Origin of the sequence: Streptomyces sp. 2131.1, assembly GCF_900105515.1 — a bacterium.
GTDB classification, from domain to species: Bacteria; Actinomycetota; Actinomycetes; order Streptomycetales; family Streptomycetaceae; genus Streptomyces; species Streptomyces drozdowiczii.
In genome coordinates, this window is sequence record NZ_FNSY01000001.1 from 6,529,920 (window position 1) to 6,554,270 (window position 24,351).

The following is a 24,351-nucleotide window of genomic DNA, read 5'->3' on the forward strand; positions in this document are numbered from 1 at the left end:
AACGAGACGACGTGGCGAACACAGACACACTGTCGAGCCGTCCGAGTGCCGAAGGAAGCGCGGGACTGATCTCCCGCATCTTCATCCATTGGCCGGCCGCTCTGGTGGCCACCGGGTCCGGGCGCTCCCTGAAACCGACCGACAGCCTGGTGCCCCCGACGTACGACCACCTGGAACGCGTCGCCCCCGTGTTCGAGCGCGCCTGGTCCAGGCGGCGCGGGGAGAAGGACGGCCTGCGCCGGGCGCTCTACGACACGTACCGGCGGCGCTTCTGGCTCGCCGCGCTCGTCTTCCTCGGTTACCAGCTCTGCGCCACCCTCGGGCCGCTGTTCGTGCGCGAACTCGTCCAGTGGTTCGAGGGCAGCGGGCGCGGAGTGATGAGTCAGGGCCTGCTCATCGCCGCCGCACTCGGCCTCTTCCACGTGGCCGACTCGCTGGCGCACAAGCACCAGTGGTCGGAGACGTGGAAGACCACCCACTCGATCAACGCCCTGTTGCGCACCCAGATCCTGCGCAAGTATCTGCGCATGGACCGCGGGGCGCGGCTGACGCACCCCACGGGCGATGTCGTCACCCTCGTGGCGAGGGACTCCCTGAAGGCCGGACAGCTCGCGTTCACCCACATGGCGTGGGCGGTGCCGCTCGGCATCGCGGGCTCCTGCGTGATCCTCTGCGTGCTGCTCGGCTGGGCGGGCCTCGTCGGCCTAGCCGTTCTCATCGGCGGACTCAAGCTGTCGAGCATCGCCAACGACCGGCTCTTCGCGGTCGAACCGGAGATCCGCGACGCCAACGGGGAGCGCATCGGGCTCGTCAGTGAGTACCTCGGTGCCATGCGCACCCTGCGCTCGCACGGCTGGGAGGACGTCGCCGAGCGTGCGGTCACCCGTGAGCGCGCCAAGCTGAACGTCCTGCTCGTGGGCCGGCAGAAGCGGCTCGCCACGCTCTACCTGGTCAACGCCGCCACACCGGTCCTGATGGTCACCGCGACGCTGGTCACCTACGTCGCCCTCGGCAACCCCCTGCAGGCCGCCGACGTCTTCGCTTCCATCGCGGTGCTCTCCGTGCTCCGCTCACAACTGCCCGAACTGGGACGCTACCTCGACCTGCGCAACGGATGGCGGGTGGCGCTCGGCAAGGTCTCCGCGTTCCTCGACACGCCCGACGCCGTCACGTCGGCCGCGCCCGGCGAGGCCGGAACCTCCGCGGCACCCGCGGGCACCGTCCAGCTGACGTCAGCCTCCTTCGCCTGGCCCGGAAACGACGAGCAGCCCGCGCCCTGTCTGGAGGACGTCGACCTGCGGATCGCGCCCGGCGAACTCGTCTGTGTCCTCGGAAGGGTCGGCAGCGGAAAGTCCGCGCTGCTGAGCGCCCTCGCCGGAACCATGCGCCCGCTCTCCGGAATGGCCCACACCCACGGCAGCGCCGTCTACCTGCCGCAGCGGCCCTGGGTCATGCAGGCCAGTGTCGCGGACAACATCCGGTGCTTCGCCGCAAACGATCCCGACCGGTACGCCGCCGTGCTGCGCGCCACGGCCCTCGACACCGATCTCGCCGCCCTGCCGAACGGGGACGCGACCGTCCTCGGCGAACGCGGCGCCACCCTTTCCGGCGGCCAGCGCCAGCGCATCGCACTCGCCCGCGCCGCCTACGAGGACGCCGACGTCTACCTCGTCGACGACCCGACCAGCGCCGTCGACGACACCGTCGCCGTTCGGATCATGAACGCGCTCTTCTCCGAGCTGCTCGCCGGCCGGACCAGGATCGTCGCGACCCACCGGCTCGACCTCGCCCGGCGTGCCGACCGCGTCGTCGTCCTCGACGGTGGCCGGGTGGCCGCCGTCGGTGCCTTCGACGAGATCCAGGCCCGGATGCCCGAGCTGCTGCCCGAGGCCCACGCCGACGCGGCCGAACGCGCCGCGGCGGAGGCCGCCGACGCGGCGGAGGACGTCGCGGAAGCCGAAGCGGACACGGCGGACGAGACGAACGAAGAGGTGCGGAGCGGCAGCGTGCTGCGCGACACCTACCGTGGCTACCTGCGGGTGCTGACCCCGGGCGCCCTGCTCCTCGCCCTGGTCGGCCTGGCCGTGGCGGGACAGGGCATGCTCGGTGCCTCCTCCTTCTGGCTGGGCCGCTGGACCGAGCACACTGACGCGGACACCGCGCTGTACGCCGGAGTCTTCGCGGGGATCGGCCTGCTCACCCTCGTACTCGACCGCACCTTGTTCACCTTCGGATTCGCGCGCGGCGTCAAGGCCGGCAAGACCCTGCACGACTCGATGCTGACGCGAGTGCTCCGCGCGCCGCTCTCCTTCTTCGAGAAGAACTCGTCCGGCCGCGTCCTGACCCGTTTCTCCGCCGACACCGAGACCATCGACCTCGAACTGCCCGAGTACACGATGGACACCCTCAAGATCGCTGTCGGCATGGTCATCCCGCTGCTGCTGCTCGTCTTCACCAGCCCTGTCACCGCGGTCTTCACCCCGGTCGTGCTGCTCGTCTACCTGCGGTGGCAGCGGCGCACCCGCTCCAGCACGGTCGAGGCCTCCCGGCTGGCCAAGCAGGCCAAGGAGCCGGTGATCGCGCTGCTCACCGAGGCGATCGAGGGCGTGGCGTCCATCGAGGGCCGCGAAGCGCGCGTCAAGGGTTACGAAGCCACCTTCCGGGTCCGCGCGCAGGCCGCGCACCACGCCGACTACACCGTCAACTCGCTTTCCCGGCACTTCAACCTGCGGCTCGACCTCATGGGCGCCCTGGTGCTGTTCGGCTACGCCGGGCTGCTCGTCGTCCAGGGCGGCATCGGAGCCGGCTACGCCGGCGTCGGGATCAGCTTCGTCTACATGCTGATCGAGACGTTGGCCATGAGCTTGATGACCGTCCAGATGATGGATCTCGCCCTCGCCAGCTACGAACGGGTCCACGACTACACGCAGGTCGAGGTCGAGTCCGAGGCGGGCGTGGCCGCACCCGAGGGCTGGCCGTCCGCCGGTGACATCCGCTTCGAGGACGTCACCCTGCGGTACGAGCCCGGCGCGCCCGCCGCACTGGACGGCATCACCTTCCATGCTCCCGCCGGACGCAGGACCGGCATCGAGGGGCGGACCGGCAGTGGCAAGTCGAGCCTGTTCACCGCGCTGCTGCGGTTCACCGAGTGCGAGAGCGGCAGGATCCTGATCGACGGTGTCGATGTCGCCACCCTGCGACCGCGCGACCTGCGCGCCCGGATCGAGACCATCCCCCAGGACCCGGTGCTGCTGCCGGGCACACTGAGGGAGAACCTCGACCCCTACGGAACCTTCACCGACGCGGAGCTGGAGTCCGCACTGGAGAAGGTGGGCCTCGCCGGCAAACTGCTGGCCCTGCCCGATGGTCTCGCCCACGTCGTCACCTCGGGTGGCGCCCGGCTGAGTACCGGCGAACGCCAGCTGCTCTGCCTGGCCCGCGCCCTGCTCCGTCGGGCACGGATCGTCCTGATCGACGAGGCGACCGCCAGTCTCGACGCGGAGACCGACGCACGCATCCGACGCACCTTCGAGACGGAACTCAAGGACGCCACCGTTCTCGTCATCGCGCACCGCCGTGACGTCCTGCTCGACGCCGCCCGGATCGTGCGTCTGGACGGGGGCCGTGTCGCGCGCATCACCGAGAGCGGTGACGTGCCCTCCGTGACAGGAGTCTCGGCATGAGTGACTTTCCCGAGCTGATCGCCGACCGGGCCCGGCCCCCGGTGGGCCGGCCGGCCGACGGCCGACTCACCCTCGCTCTGGGCGAGGAGCGGGCCTGCGGGCTCGATGAGCTGGCCCGTGCTCACGGCACGACACGTTTCGCCATCCTGCTCACGGCCTATCGGCTGTTGATCGGCCGCTCCACCGGCACCCACGACGTCACCGTCGTCGCCGGGCCCCCCGGCGTGGACCTGTACCCGACCCGCGAAACCTGGGACGACGGGACGACGTTCGCCGCCCTGCTCGACGGCGCCCCCGGCGAGCCGGACGCCGCCGCCGACATCGCCGGGCCGGGAGCGGTCGTCTTCGCGGCAGGCGGCCCCGGTCTGCCGCTGGGCGGCCGATTCGATCTGGCATGCCTCTGGGAGGGACAGGCGCTCGACTCGACCCAGCCACACGGCCTGCTCGCCTACAACACCGACCTGTTCGAGCGGGCGACCGTCGAGCGGTTCCGCGGGCACTACCTGGCGCTGCTCGACTCCGCGCTCGCCACGCCCCGCGTGCCGGTCCGCGACCTCACCCACACCACCTCCGAGGAGCGCGAACTCCTCGCGTCGTGGGGCACGCGGCCCGCTGAGACGAGCGCGCGCACCGTCGTGGAGACCTTCCGCGCCCAGGCCGGGAAGACTCCCGACGCCGTCGCGCTCCGCTTCGCCGACGGGACGCTCGACTACGGCGCGCTCCAGGAACGCGCCACGCTGCTCGCCGAGCGGCTGGTCGGGGAGGGCGTCACCCCCGAGAGCGTGGTCGGACTGGCCATGGAGCCGTCTGCCGCGCTGGTCACCGCCATGATCGCCGTCCTGACCACCGGCGCCGCCTATCTTCCGCTCGACCCGGGTCATCCCGACGCCCGCCTCGCCCACATGCTGGTGGACAGCGGCGCCTGCCTGGTTCTTGCCGACCGGGACCTCCCCTTCGCCGGCGACGTTCCCGTCCTGCGCACCGACCGACCCGCCCACGACACACCGGACGGGCCGGGCACGGCCCCCGCGGCCGGAAAGGCCCGCCCCGTCACCGGCCCGCACCCGGACCAGCGCGCCTGCGTGCTCTACACGTCCGGCTCCACCGGTCGCCCCAAGGGCGTGGCCATCACCCACCGCGGCATCGTGCGCCTGGTCCACGACGCCGAGTACCTCGGGATCGGCCCGTCCGACGTCGTCGCCCAGGTCGCCAACACATCCTTCGACGCGGCCACCTTCGAGATCTGGGCCGCCCTGCTGAACGGAGCCCGGCTCGTCGGCGTCGCCAAGGACGACGTTCTCGCACCCGAGCGGCTGCGCGAGCGGATCGCCGAGCACGGTGTCACCGCCATGCTCCTCACCACGGTCCTCGCCAACCGCTGCGCGGAGCACGACCCGGCCATGTTCGCCCCGCTGCGCACCCTGTTCTTCGGCGGCGAGGCCGCGGACACCCGCCGGGTGACCGCCCTGCGACGCGCCAATCCCGGGCTGCGCCTGATCAACGCGTACGGCCCCACCGAGGGCACAACCATCGCGGCCGTCCACCCCGTGTCCGCCGTTCCGCCCGACGGCTTCCGTCTGCCGATCGGCCGGCCGATCGCCGACACCCGACTGCACGTGCTCGACCCGTGGGGCCGGGAGACCGGCATCGGTGTGCCCGGTGAACTCCATCTCGGCGGTGCGGGCCTCGCCCGCGGCTACGTCGGGCGGCCGGACCTCACGGCCGAGCGATTCGTGCCCAGCACCTTCGGCCACGGCGAGCGGCTCTACCGCACCGGTGACATCGTGCGGTGGCGCGAGGACGGGGAACTGGAGTACCTCGGCCGTGCCGACTCCCAGATCAAGATCCGCGGGGTGCGGATCGAACCCGAGGAGATCGCCGGGGCCCTTATCGACCTGCCGGCCGTGCGGGCCGCCGTCGTCGACGTGCGGGGCGAGGGCGACGACCGCCGTCTCGTCGGGTATGTCACCACCCACGACGGTCTCCCCGCCGATCCGGCCGCCTTGCGCGCCGGTCTCGCCGCCCGGCTGCCCGCCGCCATGGTCCCGTCCTGGTACGTGACCCTCCCGGCACTGCCGGTCACCCCGAACGGCAAGGTCGACCGCCGAGCCCTTCCGGAGCCGACGGACGGCGACCGTGTCCGGGCCGCCGAGCACGTCGCCCCGCGCAACGCCGCCGAGGAGACCGTCGCGCGGGTCTGGGCCGAACTGCTCGGCCTGCCCCGGATCTCCGTCCACGACGACTTCCTCGCTCTCGGCGGTCACTCCCTCCTCGCGACCCAGGCCGTCGCCCGGCTCGCGGAACGGCTCGGCGTGGAAATCGGCGTCCGCGACCTGTTCGAGGCCCCCACCGTGGCACGGTTCACCGCCCGTGCCGCCGGCCTCCCGTCGGCCGCCGCGCATCCCTCCGTCCCGCGCCTCGGACCCGGGCCGCACCAGTTGTCCTTCGCTCAGCAGCGGCTCTGGTTCCTCGACCGCCTCACCCCGGGGAGCGCGCTGTACAACGTGCCCCTCGACCTGGAGATCACCGGTCGCATCGACCTGCCGGCGCTGCGTGCCGCCCTTCGGGAGCTGCTGGACCGCCACGAGGTGCTGCGTACTCGCTTCGCCGGTGGGCACACCGAGCCCCGCCAGGTCGTCGACGAGGTCACCGACCGCCTGGAGGTCACCGAACTCGCACAGCTTCCCGAAGACCTCCGCGCACAGGAGGCAAGCCGGCTCGCCCGCGAGGAGGCCCGGCGCCCCTTCGACCTGGCCACGGGGCCCCTCTTCCGGGCTCGCCTGCTGCGTCTGGCGGAGGACCGCGCACGCCTGCTGCTGACGATGCACCACACGGTCTTCGACGGCTGGTCCGTGGGCCTCCTGGTCCGCGACCTCGGCGCTCTCTACGCCCCCGCCGGGGGCGGCCGGCCCGCCCCGGCGCCGCTGCCCGTCCGGTACGCGGACTACGCCGCATGGCAGCGCGAACACCTGGCCGGCGGGGTCGGCGAACGGCAGCTCGCATACTGGCGTGAGCGTCTGCACGACGCGCCGCCCGCGCTGGACCTGCCATTGGACCGCCCCCGCCCGGCCGTCCCCCGGTACCGGGGCGACACTTTCCCGGTACGGCTCGGACCGGCGCTCACCCGCCGCCTGGACGAGGTCTGCCGCACCTTCGGGGTGACCAGGTTCATGGTCCTGATGGCGGCGTTCCAGCTGCTGTTGGGCCGCTACTCGGACACGCGCGACGTCACCGTCGGGGCCCCGGTCTCCGGCCGGGTGCGGCCCGAGTTCGAGGACGTCGTCGGGTTCTTCGTCAACACAGTGGTGATCCGAACCCGTTGGGAGGAGGAACTGACCTTCGCGGCCCTGCTCGGCAGGGTCAAGGAGGTCACGCTCGGCGCATACGCCCATCAGGACGTGCCCTTCGAGCAGGTCGTCGACGCGGTCCGGCCGCCGCGCGAGGCCGGCCGGGCACCCCTGTTCCAGGCGATGCTGGCGATGCAGAACGTGCCGCGGACCACCACGGCCCTGACCGGGCTCGACGTGACCGTCCACGAGTCGGCCATCCGCGCGGCCAAGTTCGACCTCACCGTGGTCTGGGACGAAGGCACCCTGCCCTCCGGGGCCCTCGGCGGCTACCTCGAATACGACACCGACCTGTTCGACCCGGCGACGGCCGAGCGACTCGCCGGGCACTATCTCCACCTGCTGGAGGCGGCGCTGGGCGCACCGCGGACCCCGCTGCGCAAGCTGTCCGCCATGAGCGGGCAGGAGACCGCGGAACTGGTCGGAGCGACGGACCGCGTTCCCCGGTCGTCCGGCGAAGCGGCCCGGCCGGTGCACGAACTGATCAGCGCGGTCGCCGCAGCCCGACCCTGTCAGCCCGCGATCAGCCAGGCCGGCCGGACCCTCAGCTATGCCGAACTCGATGAACAGTCCGAGCGGATCGGCGCGTTCCTGCGCGCCCGGGGCATCGGTCACGGCGCCACGGTCGTCGTCCGGCTGGAGCGCACCCCGCTCTGGCCGGCCACCCTGCTCGGCGTCCTCAAGGCCGGCGCGACGTATGTGCCGACCGATCCGCAAGCGCCACAGCGGCGCTTCGCCGCCATGCTCGACGATGCCCGTGCCGCCCTCGTCCTCGGCTCGCACGCCGACACCCCGCCCACCGGGACGACGGTGCCCTTCGCCGCCGTGGAGGACGTGCTGCGGGAGACCACCGCGCGGGCACCGGAGCCCGCCGCGGCCGTCCACCCCCAGACCCCCGCGTACGTGCTCTACACCTCCGGCACCACCGGACGGCCCAAGGGAGTGGTCGTCAGCCACTCGAACCTCACGCACACCATCCAGGCGGTGGCCGACCGCTACGGCCTCGGACCGCGCGACCGTGTGCTCCAGTTCGCCGCGCTCACCTTCGACGTGGCCGCCGAGGAGTTGTTCTCCGCGCTCGTGCGTGGCGCAACGGTCGTCCTGCCGCCCGGCGGTCCGGTGCCCGGAATCGACGAACTCACCTCGCTCGTACGGAGCGAGGGGCTGACGGTGCTCAACCTGCCCGCCTCGTACTGGCACGAGTGGGTGGCCGTGATCGACCGGCACCCGCCCTCCTCCTGTCCGACCCTGCGGCTGGTCGTCACCGGCAGCGAACGCGTCGACGGCGGCAGGCTCGCCATCTGGCAGGCAGCCGCACCCGGGCAGGTCCGCTGGCTGAACGCCTACGGCCCCACAGAGGCCACCATCACCGCCACTCTGTACGAGCCGGACCGCCCCGCCGAACGCCCGGGTGCCGACGCGACCGTCCCCATCGGCCGCCCCCTGCCCGGTGTGCGCGCCTACGTGCTCGACGCCGAATTGCGGCCCGTGCCGATCGGCGTCCCCGGGGACCTCCATCTGGCCGGCGACGGCGTCGCCCAGGGCTACCTGGGCGACCCGGCCCGCACCGCCGCGGCCTTCCTTCCCGACCCGTGGGGCCGCCCCGGCGCTCGCATGTACGCCACCGGCGACCGCGCACGCCGCGGCCCCGACGGAGAGCTGGAGTTCCTCGGCCGTGGTGACGACCAGATCAAGTTGCGCGGTTTCCGCATCGACCTCGGTGAGATCGAGGCGGCCCTCGCCGCGCACCCGGACGTCCGCGACGCCGCCGTACTCCTGCGCGAGGACACCCCGGGCAGGCCCCGGTTGGTCGGCTACATAGCCGTCGACGCCACAACGGCGGCCCCGGACCTACAGGCCCACCTCGCGCAACGGCTGCCCGGCTACATGGTGCCGAGCACCGTCGTGCCACTCGACCGGCTGCCGCGCGGCGAACGCGGCAAGACCGACCGGCGTGCGCTCCCCGCGCCCGGCCCGGCCACCAGCACCCCGCGGCACGGCGACCGGCCCGACACCGGACTCGGGCGGACCGTCGCCGCCATCTGGCGTGACGTGCTCGGACTCGAACACATCGGCTCCGACGACAACTTCTTCGATCTGGGTGGCCACTCCCTGCTCATGCTGCGCGTGCAGACACGGCTGGCCGAGGAGCTGGGACGGGACATCCCCGTGGTGGATCTGTTCGGTCACCCGACGGTGCGCACTCTCGCCAGGCACCTCGCCGACGGCGATCGGCCCCGGTCGGCCGGAGGCTCCGCGGGCCGTCGCCGCGCCGCGGAACGAAAACTGCAGAACGGCGCGCGAACGCCCCGACGCCGGTTGGCCACACCCCGAGACACTGGAGACAAGCGATGATTGACGACAATTCGATGCCGGCCGACGCCGTCGCCGTCGTCGGGATGGCACTGCGCGTCCCGGGCGCCGACACCCTGGAGCAGTTCTGGGACAACGTGCGCGGCGGCGTGGAATCCATCAGGTTCTTCACCGACGAGGAATTGCTCGCCGTCGGCGTGGCCGCCCAGGACCTCGCCGATCCCGCCTACGTGAAGGCGTTCGGCGCCCTGGAGGGCGTCGGCGACTTCGACCTCCGTTTCTTCGGCTTCTCCCCGCGCGAAGCGCAGATGCTCGACCCGCAGCACCGCCTCTTCCTCGAATGCGCCTGGCGGGCCCTGGAGCACGCGGGCTGTCCCGCCGACCCCGAGACCACCGTCACCGGCGTGTACGCCGGGGTGGGCGAGAGCTCCTACCTGCACCACAACCTCCTTGCCAACGAGGGCCTGGTCGAGCGCATCGGCGCCTTCCAGAGCGCCCTCGGCAACGACAAGGACTTCATGCCGACCCGGGTGTCGTACAAGCTCGACCTTCGCGGCCCCAGCGTCAGCGTCCAGACCGGCTGCTCCACCTCCCTGGTCGCCGTCCACCTGGCCTCCCAGGCACTGATCAACGGTGAGTGCGACGTCGCCCTCGCCGGGGGTGCCACCGTCAACGCCCTGCAGCAGCAGGGCTACCGGTACGAGGAGGGGGGTGTGCTGTCGCCCGACGGGCACTGCCGGGCCTTCGCCGACGACGCCGGTGGCGCCGTGCCCGCCAGCGGCTGCGGCGTCGTCGTCCTCAAGCGCCTCGACAAGGCGCTGGCCGACGGAGACGTGATCCACGCCGTCATCCGCGGAACCGCCATCAACAACGACGGCTCGCGCAAGGTCGGCTTCACCGCCCCCAGCGTGGACGGGCAGGCCGACGCGGTCGCCGAGGCGCTCTCCGTCGCCGAGGTCGACCCGTCCACCGTCACCTACGTCGAAGCCCACGGCACCGGCACCCGGATCGGCGACCCGATCGAAGTGGCGGCTCTGCACCAGGCCTTCGGGCACACCGGCGCGGACCACCGCTGCGCCCTCGGATCTGTGAAGACCAACATCGGCCATCTGGACACCGCCGCCGGTGTCGTCGGCCTGATCAAGGCCGCCCTGGCGATGCGCGCGCGCGAACTGCCGCCGTCGCTGCACTGCCCCACCCCCAACCCCGGCCTCGCCCTCGGCGAAGGGCCGTTCTACGTCAACACCGAACTCGTCCCGTGGCAGGGCGACGTGCTGCGCGCCGGAGTGAGCTCCTTCGGGATCGGCGGCACCAACGCCCACGTGGTTCTGGAGGAGGCGCCGCTGCCTTCCCCCGCCGGTCCGGGCCGGCGCGGCCGGCACGTACTGCCCCTCTCGGCCGCCACGCCCACCGCGCTCGGCACCGCCGCCGCGGAACTCGCCGCCCATCTGCGCGCCCACCCGCAGGAGCGCCTCGACGACGTGGCGTACACCCTGCAGCGTGGCCGCCGGACCCTGCCGTACCGTCGCTCCGTCGTGGCCGGCAGCGTCCAGGAGGCGGCCGAGGCCCTGACCGGGCTCGGCCCGGTACGCCACGCCGGGCCCGAGACGGACCGTGACCGGGACGTCGTCCTCGCCTTCCCCGGGCAAGGCGCCCAGCGCGTCGACATGGGCCGCGCCCTGTACGAGTGCGAGCCGGTCTTCCGTGCGGAGGTCGACCGCGCCGCCGGGATCCTCCTGCCGGTGCTCGGCGAGGACCTCCGCGGCCTGCTGTATCCCGCCGAAGCGGACCGTGAGACCGCGCGGGAGAGGATCCGGCAGACCGAGTACGCGCAGCCCTGCCTCTTCGTCGTGGAGTACGCCCTCGCCACGCTGTGGGATTCCTGGGCCATCCGCCCGGCGGCCATGATCGGTCACAGCCTCGGTGAGCTCGTCGCCGCGTGCCTGGCGGGCGTCGTGTCGTACGAGGACGCGCTGCGCCTGGTCGCCGTACGCGGGCGACTGATGGCGGGCGCGCCGTCCGGCGTGATGGCGGCGGTGCCCCTGCCGGAAGACGACGTCACGCCGCTCCTGGGCACCGAAGCCGTTCTCGCCGCGGTGAACGGACCGCGCGAGTGCGTCGTGTCCGGACCCTTCGAGGCCGTGGCGGCCGTCGAGGCCCGCCTGGCCGAGAGCGGCGTCACCACCAAGCGGCTGCGTACGTCGCACGCCTTCCACTCCCGGACGATGGACGATGCCGCCGACGCGTTCGAGGCGGAGGTCGCCCGCGTCGGGCTGACGGCGCCGCAAATACCCTTCGTCTCCAACGTGACCGGCACCTGGATCACCGACGCGGAGGCCACCAGCCCCGCTTACTGGGCACGCCAGCTGCGGTCCACGGTGCGGTTCAGTGATGGTCTGCGCACGGTGTGCCGCCCCGACGCGCTGCTGCTCGAGGTGGGCCCGGGCGGCGTCCTGACTAGCCTCGCGCGCGGGAGCGAAGGGCCGCACGGGGCGGTGGCCTCGCTCCCGTCGGCCACCCCGGACACCGATGCCGAGCAGGAGGTGCTGACCGCCGCCGGCGAGCTGTGGCGGCTGGGAGCGCCGCTCGACTGGGACGCGCTGCACGGCGGGGAGACACCGCGTCGCACCGTCCTCCCCACGTACCCCTTCGAACGCGAGCGGTGCTGGATCGACCCGCCGCGCAGCGGCCCTCGCACGGCGCGCGCCAACCCGGACGGTCTGGCGGTGCGCGGCTTCCGTACGGCCGGCCCCGCGACCCCCGCGGCCACGCGCGAGGACGCGACCCCGGCCACGTGGCTGGTCGTCGCGGACGGGGCGGGTGTCCTCCACGGCCTCGCCGACCGCCTGCGCGGCACGCACCGCCGCACGGTCGAGGTCCCGGCCGGTGCCGTCGGCGCCGAGGACGACTGCGCCCGGTTCCTCGCCTCCGCGTTCCCGGACGACGAGCGGATCGCGGGAGTGATCCACACGACCCTGCTCGGCACCTGTGGCGAGGCCGGGGCATCCCGCGCGATGGACGAACTGGAGGCATGGGAGCGGGCCCTCGCGGCCCGAGGCGATGACGGCACACGGCTCGTCACCGTGGCGTGCGACGCGCTGGACGTCACCGGTGAGGAACCGCTCGTACCCGGCAAGGGCGCGCTGACCGCGTGGGCCCGCGCGGGCCGGGCCGGATGCCGGACGCTCATCGACGTCTCCGCACCCGGCACCGCCGCAGCCGTCCGCCGGCTGTCCGACGCGCTCCTCGCGGAGCTCGACGGCACGTTCGAGGAGCCCGTGGTGGCGTTCCGCGGCGCGCACCGTTTCGTACCCGAGCTGACGCCCCTGGCCTCGGTACCGGGCACCAGCACCGCCCGGCACATCGGTGCGACTTACGCGCCGGTGGGCGACGGGGAAATCGTGGCCGCCTTCACCCGGGCCCTGTCGTCGGCCGGTGCCGCGGTGAACCCGCTGTCGGCCGTCCGGGAACCGGCGGCACCGGCCACCGTCCTCCTGCTGCTCGACGCATGCACTCCCCGGCACCAGGTGCTCAGGACACTGGAGCACGCCACGGCAGAGATCGCACGGCTCCCCGCGGGTGCTGTGCGCGGGTGCGAGGTCCATCTAGTGGGCGACGCCCTGGAGCCGTCCCTCTCGCCCGTCGCCGCCCAGGTGGAGGCGCACGTCGCACGCGCGCGCCGTGAGTCCGAGTTCCCGTGGAGCGGCTTCGTCTGGTCGCACGCGGATCCCGACACAGCCGAACGCTGGGCAGCCCGCGTGGTGGGCGCCGCCCCCGGTGGCTGCCAGGCCGTCGTGGAACCGGCGGCCGAGCTCGCGAAGGACCTCGTGCCCGCGGTGCCGGACGCGGCCACCGAGTCCTGTCCCGAGTACGCCGACGACATCGAGCGTCAGGTCGCCTCGGTCTTCATCGACCTCCTCGGCGTTCCGGACGTCACACCGGACAGCAACTTCTTCGAGCTCGGCGGGCACTCCCTGCTCGCGGCGCAGTTCGTCGCGCAGGCCCGCACGGTCTGCGGCGCCGAGGTCCCGCTGCGCGCCTTCGTCGCCGAGCCGACGATCCGCGGGCTGGCCGGCGCCGTGCGCACCGCCCTGGCCGAGGCCGGGGACACCGTGCTCGAGGCGCTGCCGTCCGTCGACCCCGACCCCGCGAACGAGGGCGTGCCCTTCCCGCTGACGGACGTCCAGCAGGCGTACTGGATCGGCCGCACCGGTGTCTTCGAGATCGGCAACGTCGGCATGCACGGGTACGAGGAGTTCGACGTCCAGGACCTGGACCTGCCCCGGATGGAACATGCCTTCCGCCGGCTCGTCCAGCGGCACGGCATGCTCCGCGTCATCGTGCTCCCGCACGGCGAGCAGCAGATACTGACGGACGTCCCCGACTACGTCATCGAGGCGGAGGACCTGCGCGGGCTGCCGGGGAACCAGGTGCACGCGGCGCTCACGGACACCCGCGCGGCCATGTCCCACCAGAACTTCCAGGCCGACCGCTGGCCGCTGTTCGAACTGCGCGCCTCGGTCCTGGACGGCGGCCGCACCCGGCTGCACTACAGCATCGACGGTCTCGTCACGGACGCCCGGGCCTCCAACGTGCTGCTGCGCGAACTCGCCCACCTCTACGAGAGGCCGGACGTCGAGCTTCCCCCGCTGGAGCTGTCCTTCCGTGACTACGTGCTGGCGGAGAAGAGCCTGGAGTCCTCCGAGCTCTACCGCCGTGCCGAGGACTACTGGAAGGAGCGGATACCCGGCCTGGCGCTCGCCCCGGAGCTTCCGCTGGCCTGTGACCCGCGGACCGTCGACTCCCCCCGCTTCAAGCGGGTGGAGGGCACGCTTCCCCGGGAGGCCTGGCAACGCCTCAAGGGATGCGCGTCGCAGCGCGGCATCACGCCCACGGCACTGCTCCTGGCGGCCTACAGCGAGGCGCTCGCCACGTGGTCGAAGAACCGCCACTTCACGCTCAACCTCCCCATGGCGAACCGGCTTCCGCTGCACCCGGAGGTCGACGCCATCGTCGGTGACTTCACCTCGGTGACGCTGCTCGAGGTCGACGCGGCGCGCGAGGCCACCTTCGAGGCACGTGCCTGCGCCGTACGGGACCGCCTCATCACCGACATCGACCACCGTCTGTTCAGCGGTGTCCGCGTGATACGGGAGATGAAGAAGGTGCGTGGCGACGCCGCAGCGGCCATGCCCGTCGTGTTCACCAGCCTCTTCCTCGACCACGGCCAGGACACCCCGATCGGCGAGGTGGCCTACAGCATTTCGCAGACCCCGCAGGTGTGGATCGACGCGCAGGTGTACGAGGTGGACGGCGCGCTCGCGTTCGACATCGACGCCGTCGAGCAGCTCTTCCCCGAGGGCCTGACCGCCGCGATCCACTCGGCCACCCTGGAACTGCTGAGGTGGCTCGCCCGGGACGAGGAGAACTGGAGCCGTCCCGCGCCCCTGCTCGTCCCGCAGACGGAACTGGCCGGGCTGGAGGCGTACAACCGGACCGAGGGCCCGCTGCCGTCGGGGCTGCTGCACGCACCGTTCTTCGACACGGCGGCCCGGATGCCCGAGCGCACCGCCGTCGTCACCCCGGGCCGCACGCTCAGTTACGGGGAACTGGCGGCCCGGGCCGGCGGCATCGCCCACCGCCTGACCGCCCTCGGGGTGCGCCCCAACGACCTGGTCGCCGTGGTGATGGAGAAGGGCTGGGAGCAGTGTGCCGCCGTTCTCGGGATCCTCGCCGCCGGCGCCGCCTACCTGCCCGTCGACCCCGAACTGCCTGACGAACGCGTCCGGCTCCTGCTCGAACACGGGCAGGTCCGGGTGATCCTCACCCAGCGACGGGTCGCCGAACGCGGCGAGGACCGCTTCGCCGGTGTGCCGGCCGTCTTCCGGGTCGACGAACTCCCTTGGGAGGAGGACGGGGCCGACGGCGTGCGGCTGGACGGTCCCGCCACTCCGGAGGACCTCGCGTACGTCATCTTCACCTCCGGCTCCACCGGGCGCCCGAAGGGCGTGATGATCGACCACCGCGGCGCCCTCAACACGGTCGCGGACGTCAACGAACGCTTCGGCGTGGGTGCCGACGACCGGATCCTGGCCCTGTCCTCGCTGAGCTTCGACCTTTCGGTGTACGACGTCTTCGGCCCGCTGGCGGTCGGTGGGGCCGTGGTCATGCCCGATGCGAGCGCGCACCGGGACCCGGCGGCCTGGCTCGACCTGATGGAAGCGGCCCGGGTCACCCTCTGGAACTCCGTGCCGGCGCTGATGGAACTGCTCGTCGAGCACATGAGCGTGAAGGAGGCACGAGGTTCGGCGCTGCGACTGGTGCTGCTCAGCGGCGACTGGCTGCCCGTCACGCTGCCGGACCGCATCCGGCAGGTGCTCGGCGCCCCCGAGGTCGTCAGCCTCGGCGGCGCGACGGAGGCGTCGATCTGGTCCATCCTCTACCCGATCGGCGAGGTACCGGCCGGCTGGCCGAGCATCCCGTACGGCAGGCCGATGCGGAACCAGACGTTCCATGTCCTTGACGAAGAGCTCCGGCCGCGGCCGGTGGGAGTGCCGGGTCAGCTCTACATCGGCGGCGTGGGCCTGGCCCAGGGCTATCTGCGCGATGAGGCCAGGACGAAGGCCGCCTTCGTCCTCCATCCGGAGACGGGCCGGCGCCTCTACCGCACCGGAGACCTGGGACGTTTCCTGCCGAGCGGCGACATCGAATTCCTCGGCCGGGAGGACTTCCAGGTCAAGGTGCAGGGGTATCGCATCGAGCTCGGCGAGATCGAGGCCGCGATCACTCAGCACCCGGATGTCCGGGCAGCGGTGACCGTGGTCCACGGGGAGCCGCGCGGCGCGAAGCGGCTGGTCGCCTTCGTCGTCCCGCAGGCCGCGCACGGTCTTCCGCGAGACCTCCGCGACTTCCTGGGGACGAAGCTGCCCCGCTACATGGTGCCGGACGTGTACGTGGAGACCGACGCACTGCCGCTCACCGCCAACGGGAAGGTGGACCGGCGGGCGCTGGTGGTGCCCGAGCAGGTGGCCGAAGAGGCCGCACCGCCCTACGAGGCCCCGCGCACGCCGGTCGAAGAGGCCGTCGCCGAGGTCTGGGCGAACATGCTCCAGGTCGAGCGCGTCGGCATCCACGACAACTTCTTCGCCCTCGGCGGGGACTCGCTCATGGCCATGCGTGCCGTGGTCCACCTGCGCAAGGCGCTCGGCACCGAGCTGCCGATCCGTGTCCTCTTCGACAACGAGACGCTGGAGGACACCGCGCTCGTCATCGAGGACCACCTCCTCGCCGAGATCGAGGAACTGACCGAGGAAGAAGCTCAGGCACTGCTCGCCGACTGAGCCGATCTGTCACGGAGACCTTCACGTGAACCGAACCACAACCCCCCGAGCGACGCGTGCCCACGGCTGGATCGTGGGCGCGCGGCGCCCGGCCGCACCGTCCCTCCGCCTCTTCTGCCTCCCCTACGCCGGAGGCGGGGCCTCGGCCTACGCCGCGTGGCCCTCCCTCCTTCCGGACGACGTCGAAGTCTGCCCGGTCGAACTGCCCGGTCGGCTGACCCGCTGGGGCGAGAAGGCCTTCGAACGGGCTGAACCGCTCGTCGATGAGCTCGCCACCGCGCTGTCCGGCGAACTCGACGTCCCCTACGCGCTCTTCGGGCACAGCATGGGCGCGCTGCTGGCGTTCGAACTGGCCCGGGCGCTGCGCAGACGCGGTGCCGCCGAGCCGCGCGTCCTCTTCGTATCCGGCGGCCCGGCTCCCCAGCTCCGGCGCCGGAGCCGGCAGATCCACGATCAGCCGGACGACGTCGTGGTGGCCAGGCTGCGCGAACTGGGAGCCGTCCCGGAGGACGTGTACGCCGAACCGGAGCTGCTCGATCTGCTCATGCCGACGATCCGCGCGGACTTCTCGGTCGTCGAAACGTATGCACACCGGCCCGAGCCGGCGCTCGGGTGCCCCGTCGTGGCCTTCGCCGGAACGGAGGACCGGGAGGTGCCGGCCGATCAGGTGGACCCCTGGCACGAGCAGACGACGGGCGGCTTCACCCGCCATCTCCTGCCCGGTGGCCACTTCTTCCTGCACAGCGCGCGGACCGCGCTCCTGGACTCGGTCCGCGCCGCGCTGACGGCGGCCGCCGGGCGCCCGGCCGACCTGTTGGACCGACCCGAACGAAAGGCACATCGATGAACACCACAGACGGCCCCGACCTGCTGTCCCCCCAGTGCTGCGCTCACCTCACGTCCTTCCGGGGCGACAGTTCGCACACGTCCGTCACCGGCTTCGCCGCCCCTTCGAGCCTTCCGCCCGGGCTCCGGTCCCCGAAGCCCGAGCCGATCGCCGAGTCCGGAGCTTTTCAGCCGTCCGCGCATCGGGTGCTCGACGCATGACCGACAGTGACCTCCAGATCGCCGGCGACATACTCGAGGTCCCGCATCTCCTGCCGCCGCCGCGGAAACACCCGTCCACGGTCGCGGAGTTCGCCGGACTGGCCTGCGCGATCGCCGCGGACCGCGATCGGTGGGCACACCTCGTGCGTCACGACGCCACCAGCCGGTGGTATCACCGGCTGAGCGCCGGCCCCGGCCATGAGGTGTGGCTGCTGTCCTGGGTGCCCGGGCTGAGCGGCGAGCCGCACGGTCACGGCCGCTCCTCCGGAGTGCTGACCGTCCTGGCGGGCACGCTGACGGAGCGGACGGCCCACGGGAGGCGTGTACTGCGGTCCGGTACGCAACGGGTGTTCGCGCCCGGGTACGTGCACCAGCTCGTCAACGACGCGCTGGAACCGGCGGTGAGCCTGCATGTCTACTACCCCGGCCTGACCGGGATGCGGACTCGCACGGCCACGAACTGCGGGAAGTCCGTACAGCCGGCTGCCTGACGTCGTGTCCAGGAAGCCGTCCTCGGTGGGCGCGCATGTGCTGCCCGCCCACCGAGGACCTGTGGGAGGCCTTCCAACGGGGAGCCGTTCACTGGAGCAGGCCGGGCGGCATCCACGTGTTCCGCCTGCGGCCGGCACTCCTGGCGAGGCGATCGCCGCGGCCGACGGCGCCATGACCGCGGCCGGCTGCCACACCAGGATCGGCGAGGGCACCTGGGGGCCGTACCTCGCCGCGACGCAGGGCGGCTCCCTCAGCAGTCGGGGGCGGGCCGGCTGGACGCGCGGGGGAAGGCACCCATCGTCTGGTTCAACAGCACCTGGACACGTCCACCGCGCGCGGCCACGCCTTTGACGGATACGCCCGGATACGAGGTGTGCCGCTGGTGCGACGGCTGGGGCACGTGTCACACGTGCGAGGGGCTGGGCTTTTGGGAGGGCCTGACGTGCCCGGACTGCGGTCTCGGCATGGACTGCTGGAAATGCCGGGGCACCGGTCGGCTGCTCGTCGACGGGTGACCCGGCAACGCGGCCCGGACGCGGTCAGCGGTCCTGGGAGAGCCGCAGGAGTTCCGCGAAGACCCCGCCCGCGTGGACGAGGTCGTCGTACCGGCCCTGTTCGGTGATCCGGCCGTGCTCCATCACGACGATGTGGTCGGCGACCTTCGTGTTCTCCAGGCGGTGGGTGACCACGATGGTGATGCGGCCGGCGGCGATGGCCTTGATCCGCTCGAAGATCTGGTGCTCACCGCGCGGGTCCATCTGGGACGTCGGCTCGTCCAGGATCAGCAGCCCAGGACGCCGGTACAGGGCCCGGGAGCAGGCGATGCGCTGCCACTGGCCACCGGACAGCTCCGAACCGCCGAAGACCTCGCGGGACAACAGGGTGTCCAGGCCGGCGGGCAGGTCGTCGACGGCCTCGCGCAGACCGACCGCGTCGACCACCTCCCAGACCGGTGCGTCGTCGTGGCTGCGGGGCTGGCCCAGCGTGATGTTCTCGCGTACCGGCATCGGCCATTGGGCGAAGATCTGCGGGACCAGCCCGGTCTGCGCCCACACTCCGGCGGGGTCCACCTCGGCCAGGTCGGTGCCGTTCCAGGTCACCTTGCCCTTGTCCGCCAGGTAGATGCCGGTGAGCAGCCGGGTGAGCGTGGACTTCCCCGAGCCGTTCGCGCCGACGATCGCGAGGATCTGCCCGCGCTCCAGCGTGAGGGACACACCGTCGACAGCCGGCTTGTCCTTGCCCGGGTACTGGTAGACGACCTCGTCGAGCCGGATCCGCTCGACGGCGTCGCAGGGAGTGGCAGGTCCCCGCTTCGGCGTGCGGGCCGCGGCGTCGTCGAGGAACGCCTGCATGTCGCCCAGGTAGAGGCTCGTGTGGAAGACCGCGGCGCCGTTGACGACGACCTGCGAGAGCGCGGCGAGCGTGGTCTGAACGGCGATGACGGCCGTGGCCGCGACCGACAGGGCGATCCGGCCCGAGACCGCGAGCCACGCCAGGACCGACCAGGTCGCCACGAGGAACACCCCGCCGGCCAGCGCGGAGAGCGCCGCGATCCGCAGTGTGCGCGGCGCGGCGGCCAGGGTCCGGCGGTCGCACCGGTCGGACAGGGCCCGGTACCAGTGGACGAGGTACCCGGTCATGGAGTTGGCGCGGACCTCGTCGCCGTACTTCGGCGTGGTCGCCCACCAGCGCGTCATCCCGCGCACATTGCGGTCGGCGATGTTGGCGTAGTGGATCTCGTAGTCGACGCGGGCGGTCAGGACCGCGCCGAAACCGGCGGGCAGTACGGCGAGCAGGAGCAGCGGCAGCATCAGCGGGTTCAGCACCGACAGCACCCCGCCGGCGGTGACCATACGGATCAGCGCGGACAGGAACCGCTGGGCGTCGCTGACCATCACCTGGGTGCGGATCACCCCCATCTCGGCGGCCTCGTGCCGGTCGGAGAACCCCTCTTCCGCGTACGCGGACGCCTCCACCCGGCAGACCGCCTCGACCAGCGCGCTGTCCGTCTCCGTCATCAGCCGGGGCGTGATCCTGCGTTCCGCGTACATGGCGACCGCCGTCGAGCCCCGGCCCAGCGCGGCGGCGAGCGCGACCACCAGCAGGGCCGGCAGGGCGCCGTGCAGCCGGTCGGCGGCCGGACCGGCGCCCAGGACGGGCTTCATGGCGTGGGCGGTCGAGGCGAGCAGTACGGCGGCCGAGACGCCCGTGACGGCCTGGCAGCCGAGGAGCAGCTGGACGGCGAACCGGTCGGTCCGCCACGACAGCCGCGCGATGCGGCCCAGGACGGCCGGGATCTGCCCGCACATCCTGCGGAACGACACCTCGGCGAGCGGATTGACGGAGTACTGCCCGCTGTAGGTGATCTCCGCCGGGGGCGGGGGAGGGGGCGCGGTGGACTGCGGTGCGTGCGTGGCGGCTGAGGTCAACGTGGTCCTCCTGAGGTGGGTCCGACGTGGATGTGAAGCTCAACGACCGCGCGGATATATCGAACACATGTGTTTCGGTCGGCCTCGGAAGCCCGGGGTTGAGCGGGCGGAGGCGCGTGGGGCATGCACGGACCCGGACCCCGCAACAGGTCGGGGAGGAGCGCGGTTGGCCGAATCGCCGAGGGCGGCCCCCGCACGGCCGTAGCGTGAGCGTCCCCGTCCGGGGTAGCGAAGGGGCATGGCCACTGAGAACACAGCCGCCACCGGCGGTTACGTACAGCCCGAGGTCGACGTGCGGGCGCTGACCGAGGTGCTCGACGGCGACTACGCGGACATCCGCGACCTCGTCCGGACCAATCTGGTGGCGTACGCCTCCGTGCTGGAGGAGGCCGAGGAGCTCGGCTTCGACGCGTTCCGCGAACGGGTGCGGGAGATCGTGGTCGAGATGGCCGCGACCGGGCAGACCGGGATGGGGTTCCCGCGGGAGTACGGCGGGGGCGGGGACGTCGGGGCGTCCATCGCCGCGTTCGAGACGCTGGCCTACGGTGACCTGTCGGTGCTGGTGAAGGTGGGGGTGCAGTTCGGGCTCTTCGGCGGCGCGATCCTCCAGCTGGGCACCGAACGCCACCACGAGGCGTATCTGCCGGACCTGATCGCCGGGCGCCTGATGGGCTGCTTCGCGATGACCGAGACCGGGCACGGCTCCGACGTGCAGTCGCTCGGGACGGTCGCGACGTACGACCCCGGCACCCGGGAGTTCGTCCTCACCACCCCCGGCGACGAGGCGTGCAAGGACTACATCGGCAACGCGGCCCGCCATGCCGAACTCGCGGTCGTCTTCGCCCAGCTGGAGGTGGCCGGGAAGGCCGAGGGCGTGCACGCGTTCGTCGTACCGGTCCGGCGGGACGGCGAGGTGGTGCCCGGCGTCCGGATCGAGGACGACGGCCGCAAGATGGGTCTCAACGGCGTGGACAACGGCCGCATCCGCTTCGACGGCGTACGCGTGCCGCGCGAGGCCCTGCTCAACCGGTTCGCCGACGTCACTGCCGACGGCGGCTACGAGAGCCCGATCGAGAACCCCGGGCGGCGCTTCTTCACCATGCTCGGCACACTCGTCCAGGGCCGCGTCAGCGTCGCCGGCGCCGGGATCGGAGCGGCCAAGGTGGCTCTCGCGATCGCCGTCAAGTACGCCGTGCGGCGGCGGCAGTTCGCGGCGGCCCCGGGTACGGACGAGCAGCTGCTCCTCGACTACGGACTGCACCAGCGGCGGCTGCTGCCGCTCCTCGCCCGCACGTACGCGCTGCACTTCGCGCAGGACGTCGTACGCACACAGCTGCACGACGTCTTCTCCGGCATCCGGGACGACGAACAGGCGCGGCGCCTGCTGGAGTCGCGGGCCGCCGGCACCAAGGCGCTCGCCACCTGGCACGCCACCCGGGTCGTCCAGGAGTGCCGCGAGGCGTGCGGCGGCGCCGGCTACCTCAGCGTCAACCGGTTCGCCGCGCTCAAGGCGGACAGCGACATCTTCACCACGTTCGAGGGCGACAACCACGTCCTGCTGCAACTCGTCGCCAAGGGGCTGCTCACGCACTACGCGAGCGAGTTCGAGGACCTCGACCAGCTCGGCACCGTCCGCCATGTCGCCGGGATCGCCGTCGAGACCGTCATGGAGAAGACCTCGGTCCACAAGATGCTGGAACGGGTGCGGGACCTGCTGCCGGGCGGCGACGAGTGGGACCGCGAAGCCGGGCTGCTCGACTCGGAGTACCAGCTCGCCATGGTCCGCTTCCGCGAGGAGCACATGCTCGCCGGGGTGGCCCGCAGGCTCAAGCGCGGGATCGACGAGCACCGCGACCCGGGTGCCGTCTTCTCGTACGTGCAGGACCACGTCATCGCCCTCGCCCGCGCGCACGTCGAACGGCTGGTCCTGGAAGCGTTCGTCGAAAAGGTGCGCGCGCTGCCGGAGGGCGGCAACAAGGAGGCGCTCGGCCTGCTGTGCGACCTGTTCGCCCTGTCCACGATCGAGGGGGACCGCGCCTGGTTCATGGAGCACGGCCGGCTGACGGTCCAGCGTTCCAAGGCGATCAGCCGCGAAGTGAACGACCTCTGCCGCAAGGTCCGTCCGCTGGCCGTAGATCTCGTCGACGCCTGGGGCATCCCGGACGAGATGCTGCGCGCCCCGGACCTGGTGGGCTGAGCCGCGTCAGGCGGCCCCGGCGCGCACGGCCGAGGTCGCCAGGGTGGTGTACCGCATCGTGAAGCCGCCGCCGAGGGCGTCGACGGCGTTGCCGACCGCGGACAGGACGGCGGTCAGCGGGCCGGCACCGAGGCGGGTGAGGCCCCCGGTGGTCGGGAGCAGGTTCAGCCACTCGTCCCGGGTGTAGGGCCGCTCCCAGTCGAACTGCCACTGCTCCGGCTCGTGGAACCGCCCGGTCGCGCGCACCTGGTCGGCGGTCTTCGCGTAGCCCGCCCGGTACGCGTCCAGCGGGCGCCGCGCCGGCTGACCGTTGAACGGCGAGTCGGGCGCCGCCCGGCGGAGGGCCGCCGCGAACGCCTCGGCCACCTCGGCGGGCGGTTCGAAGACGTGGCCGAAGACGGCCAGGCGCCCGCCGGGACGCAGCACTCGGGCCGCCTTGGCGGCGCCGACGGCCGGGTCCACCCAGTGCCACGACTGGGCGGCGGTCACTGCGTCGAAGGTGCGGCCGGCCGCGTCCCACTCCTCGAAGGACGCCACCTCGACCGGCAGGCCGCGGGTCCGTGCGAGGCCGGCCATCCGGGCGTCCGGCTCCACACCGAGCACAGTGCAGCCCGCCTCCTGGAACTGGCGGGCGGCGATGCCGGTCCCGCAGCCGACGTCGAGCACGTCGGTCCCGGGGCTCCCGGCGACGATCCGGGCCACCAGGCCGGCGGGGTAGGAGGGGCGGGCCTCGTCGTAGCGCCGCGCGTCCGCACCGAAGGACTCGGCCGTTCGGCGGGCGCGATGGGGCTCGGGCGGTCGGGGCTGCTCCGGCGGTAGAGTGGGCATGCGTTCACCTTAGTGGGCAAGCGCCCACAAGCCAAGAGAGGACGGAACAGTGCCGACCGGAGTGCATCTGCGCGACCCCAGGCAGCACCTGTTCGACGCCGCCGAGCGGGTACTGTTGCGGGACGGTGCGAACGGGCTGACCAGCAGGGCCGTGACCGACGAGGCCGCCTGCGCCAAGGGCGTCCTGCACCGGCACTTCGCCGATTTCGACGCCTTCCTCGTCGAGCTGGTGCTCGACCGGGCCGCGCGGATCGAGGCGCAGGCACGGGAGTTGCGCGAGAGCGCAGGCACCGGGACCGTGGCCGGGAACCTCGCGGACGCGCTGGCGACCCTGTTCGGTCCGGTTCCGGTGGCTATCATTCCGCTCATCACGTTCCGGGACGAGCTGCGTGCGCGGCTGCGGCAGGCCGCACCCGGCGGCGGCATCGCCGTGCTCGCCCAGATCACGGCGGCGGTCTCCGGCTACCTGACCGAGGAGCGCGCGTTGGGCCGCGTCGCGGCCGGCGCCGACATCGACTCGCTCACGCTCTCCCTCGTCGGGGGTGGGCACCTGCTGTTCGCGGACAGGGAGCCGGGCCCGCCGGACGCGGTGGCGGTCGGCAGGTTGGTGACCTCGGCGCTCGCCGACGTCGTACAGGGGCCCTGACCGGGGCGCCACCCGTCCGGATACATACG

9 protein-coding genes are annotated in these 24,351 nt (G+C 72.4%); 7 read left to right on the forward strand and 2 right to left on the reverse strand.

Translation table 11 applies throughout. The annotated features are described in order from the left end of the window. Nucleotides 1-11: 11 nt before the first annotated feature. From BLW14_RS29160 to BLW14_RS29185, 5 genes are all read left to right on the forward strand, one after another. Nucleotides 12-3,683, forward strand: coding sequence for an ATP-binding cassette domain-containing protein (locus BLW14_RS29160; protein ID WP_177154138.1), 3,672 nt, complete (start codon nucleotides 12-14; stop codon nucleotides 3,681-3,683). Then, nucleotides 3,680-9,385 (forward strand): non-ribosomal peptide synthetase, encoded by a 5,706-nt coding sequence (locus BLW14_RS29165; protein WP_093710105.1) that lies wholly within the window; start codon nucleotides 3,680-3,682, stop codon nucleotides 9,383-9,385. The genes BLW14_RS29160 and BLW14_RS29165 overlap by 4 nt, the downstream gene beginning before the upstream one ends. Continuing rightward, entirely contained in the window at nucleotides 9,382-16,683 is a 7,302-nt protein-coding gene (locus BLW14_RS29170; RefSeq protein ID WP_093710106.1) for a hybrid non-ribosomal peptide synthetase/type I polyketide synthase, read from the forward strand. The genes BLW14_RS29165 and BLW14_RS29170 overlap by 4 nt, the downstream gene beginning before the upstream one ends. A 25-nt stretch (nucleotides 16,684-16,708) precedes the next feature. After that, nucleotides 16,709-17,530 (forward strand): thioesterase II family protein, encoded by an 822-nt coding sequence (locus BLW14_RS29175; protein ID WP_218137688.1) that lies wholly within the window; start codon nucleotides 16,709-16,711, stop codon nucleotides 17,528-17,530. Nucleotides 17,531-17,726: 196 nt separating this feature from the next. Further along, nucleotides 17,727-18,221: a cysteine dioxygenase gene (locus tag BLW14_RS29185; RefSeq protein ID WP_093710108.1), complete on the forward strand. Its 495-nt coding sequence runs from the start codon at nucleotides 17,727-17,729 to the stop codon at nucleotides 18,219-18,221. A gap of 540 nt (nucleotides 18,222-18,761) precedes the next feature. Here BLW14_RS29185 and BLW14_RS29190 read toward each other — a convergent pair. Next, nucleotides 18,762-20,651, reverse strand: a complete 1,890-nt coding sequence (locus BLW14_RS29190; protein WP_177154139.1) for an ABC transporter ATP-binding protein — start codon at nucleotides 20,649-20,651, stop codon at nucleotides 18,762-18,764. A 238-nt stretch (nucleotides 20,652-20,889) separates the two neighbouring features. On the opposite strand from BLW14_RS29190, the gene BLW14_RS29195 reads away from it, so the two are divergent. Continuing rightward, nucleotides 20,890-22,848: an acyl-CoA dehydrogenase family protein gene (locus BLW14_RS29195; RefSeq protein ID WP_093710109.1), complete on the forward strand. Its 1,959-nt coding sequence runs from the start codon at nucleotides 20,890-20,892 to the stop codon at nucleotides 22,846-22,848. Between the two features lie 6 nt (nucleotides 22,849-22,854). Here the strand turns inward: BLW14_RS29195 and BLW14_RS29200 are convergent, their stop codons facing one another. Beyond that, nucleotides 22,855-23,676, reverse strand: a complete 822-nt coding sequence (locus tag BLW14_RS29200) for a class I SAM-dependent methyltransferase (RefSeq protein WP_093710110.1) — start codon at nucleotides 23,674-23,676, stop codon at nucleotides 22,855-22,857. 49 nt (nucleotides 23,677-23,725) lie between these two features. Here BLW14_RS29200 and BLW14_RS29205 point away from each other — a divergent pair, with 49 nt between their 5' ends. After that, on the forward strand, nucleotides 23,726-24,322 hold the full coding sequence (locus tag BLW14_RS29205) for a TetR/AcrR family transcriptional regulator (protein WP_093710111.1): 597 nt from the start codon (nucleotides 23,726-23,728) through the stop codon (nucleotides 24,320-24,322). Nucleotides 24,323-24,351 lie beyond the last annotated feature (29 nt).

Coding starts and splice junctions, on each gene's coding strand:
- BLW14_RS29165 (WP_093710105.1), top strand. CDS start 3,680: ATGAGTGACTTTCCCGAGCTGATCGCCGACCGGGCCCGGCCCCCGGTG.
- BLW14_RS29200 (WP_093710110.1), bottom strand. CDS start 23,676: ATGCCCACTCTACCGCCGGAGCAGCCCCGACCGCCCGAGCCCCATCGC.
- BLW14_RS29185 (WP_093710108.1), top strand. CDS start 17,727: ATGACCGACAGTGACCTCCAGATCGCCGGCGACATACTCGAGGTCCCG.
- BLW14_RS29170 (WP_093710106.1), top strand. CDS start 9,382: ATGATTGACGACAATTCGATGCCGGCCGACGCCGTCGCCGTCGTCGGG.
- BLW14_RS29195 (WP_093710109.1), top strand. CDS start 20,890: ATGGCCACTGAGAACACAGCCGCCACCGGCGGTTACGTACAGCCCGAG.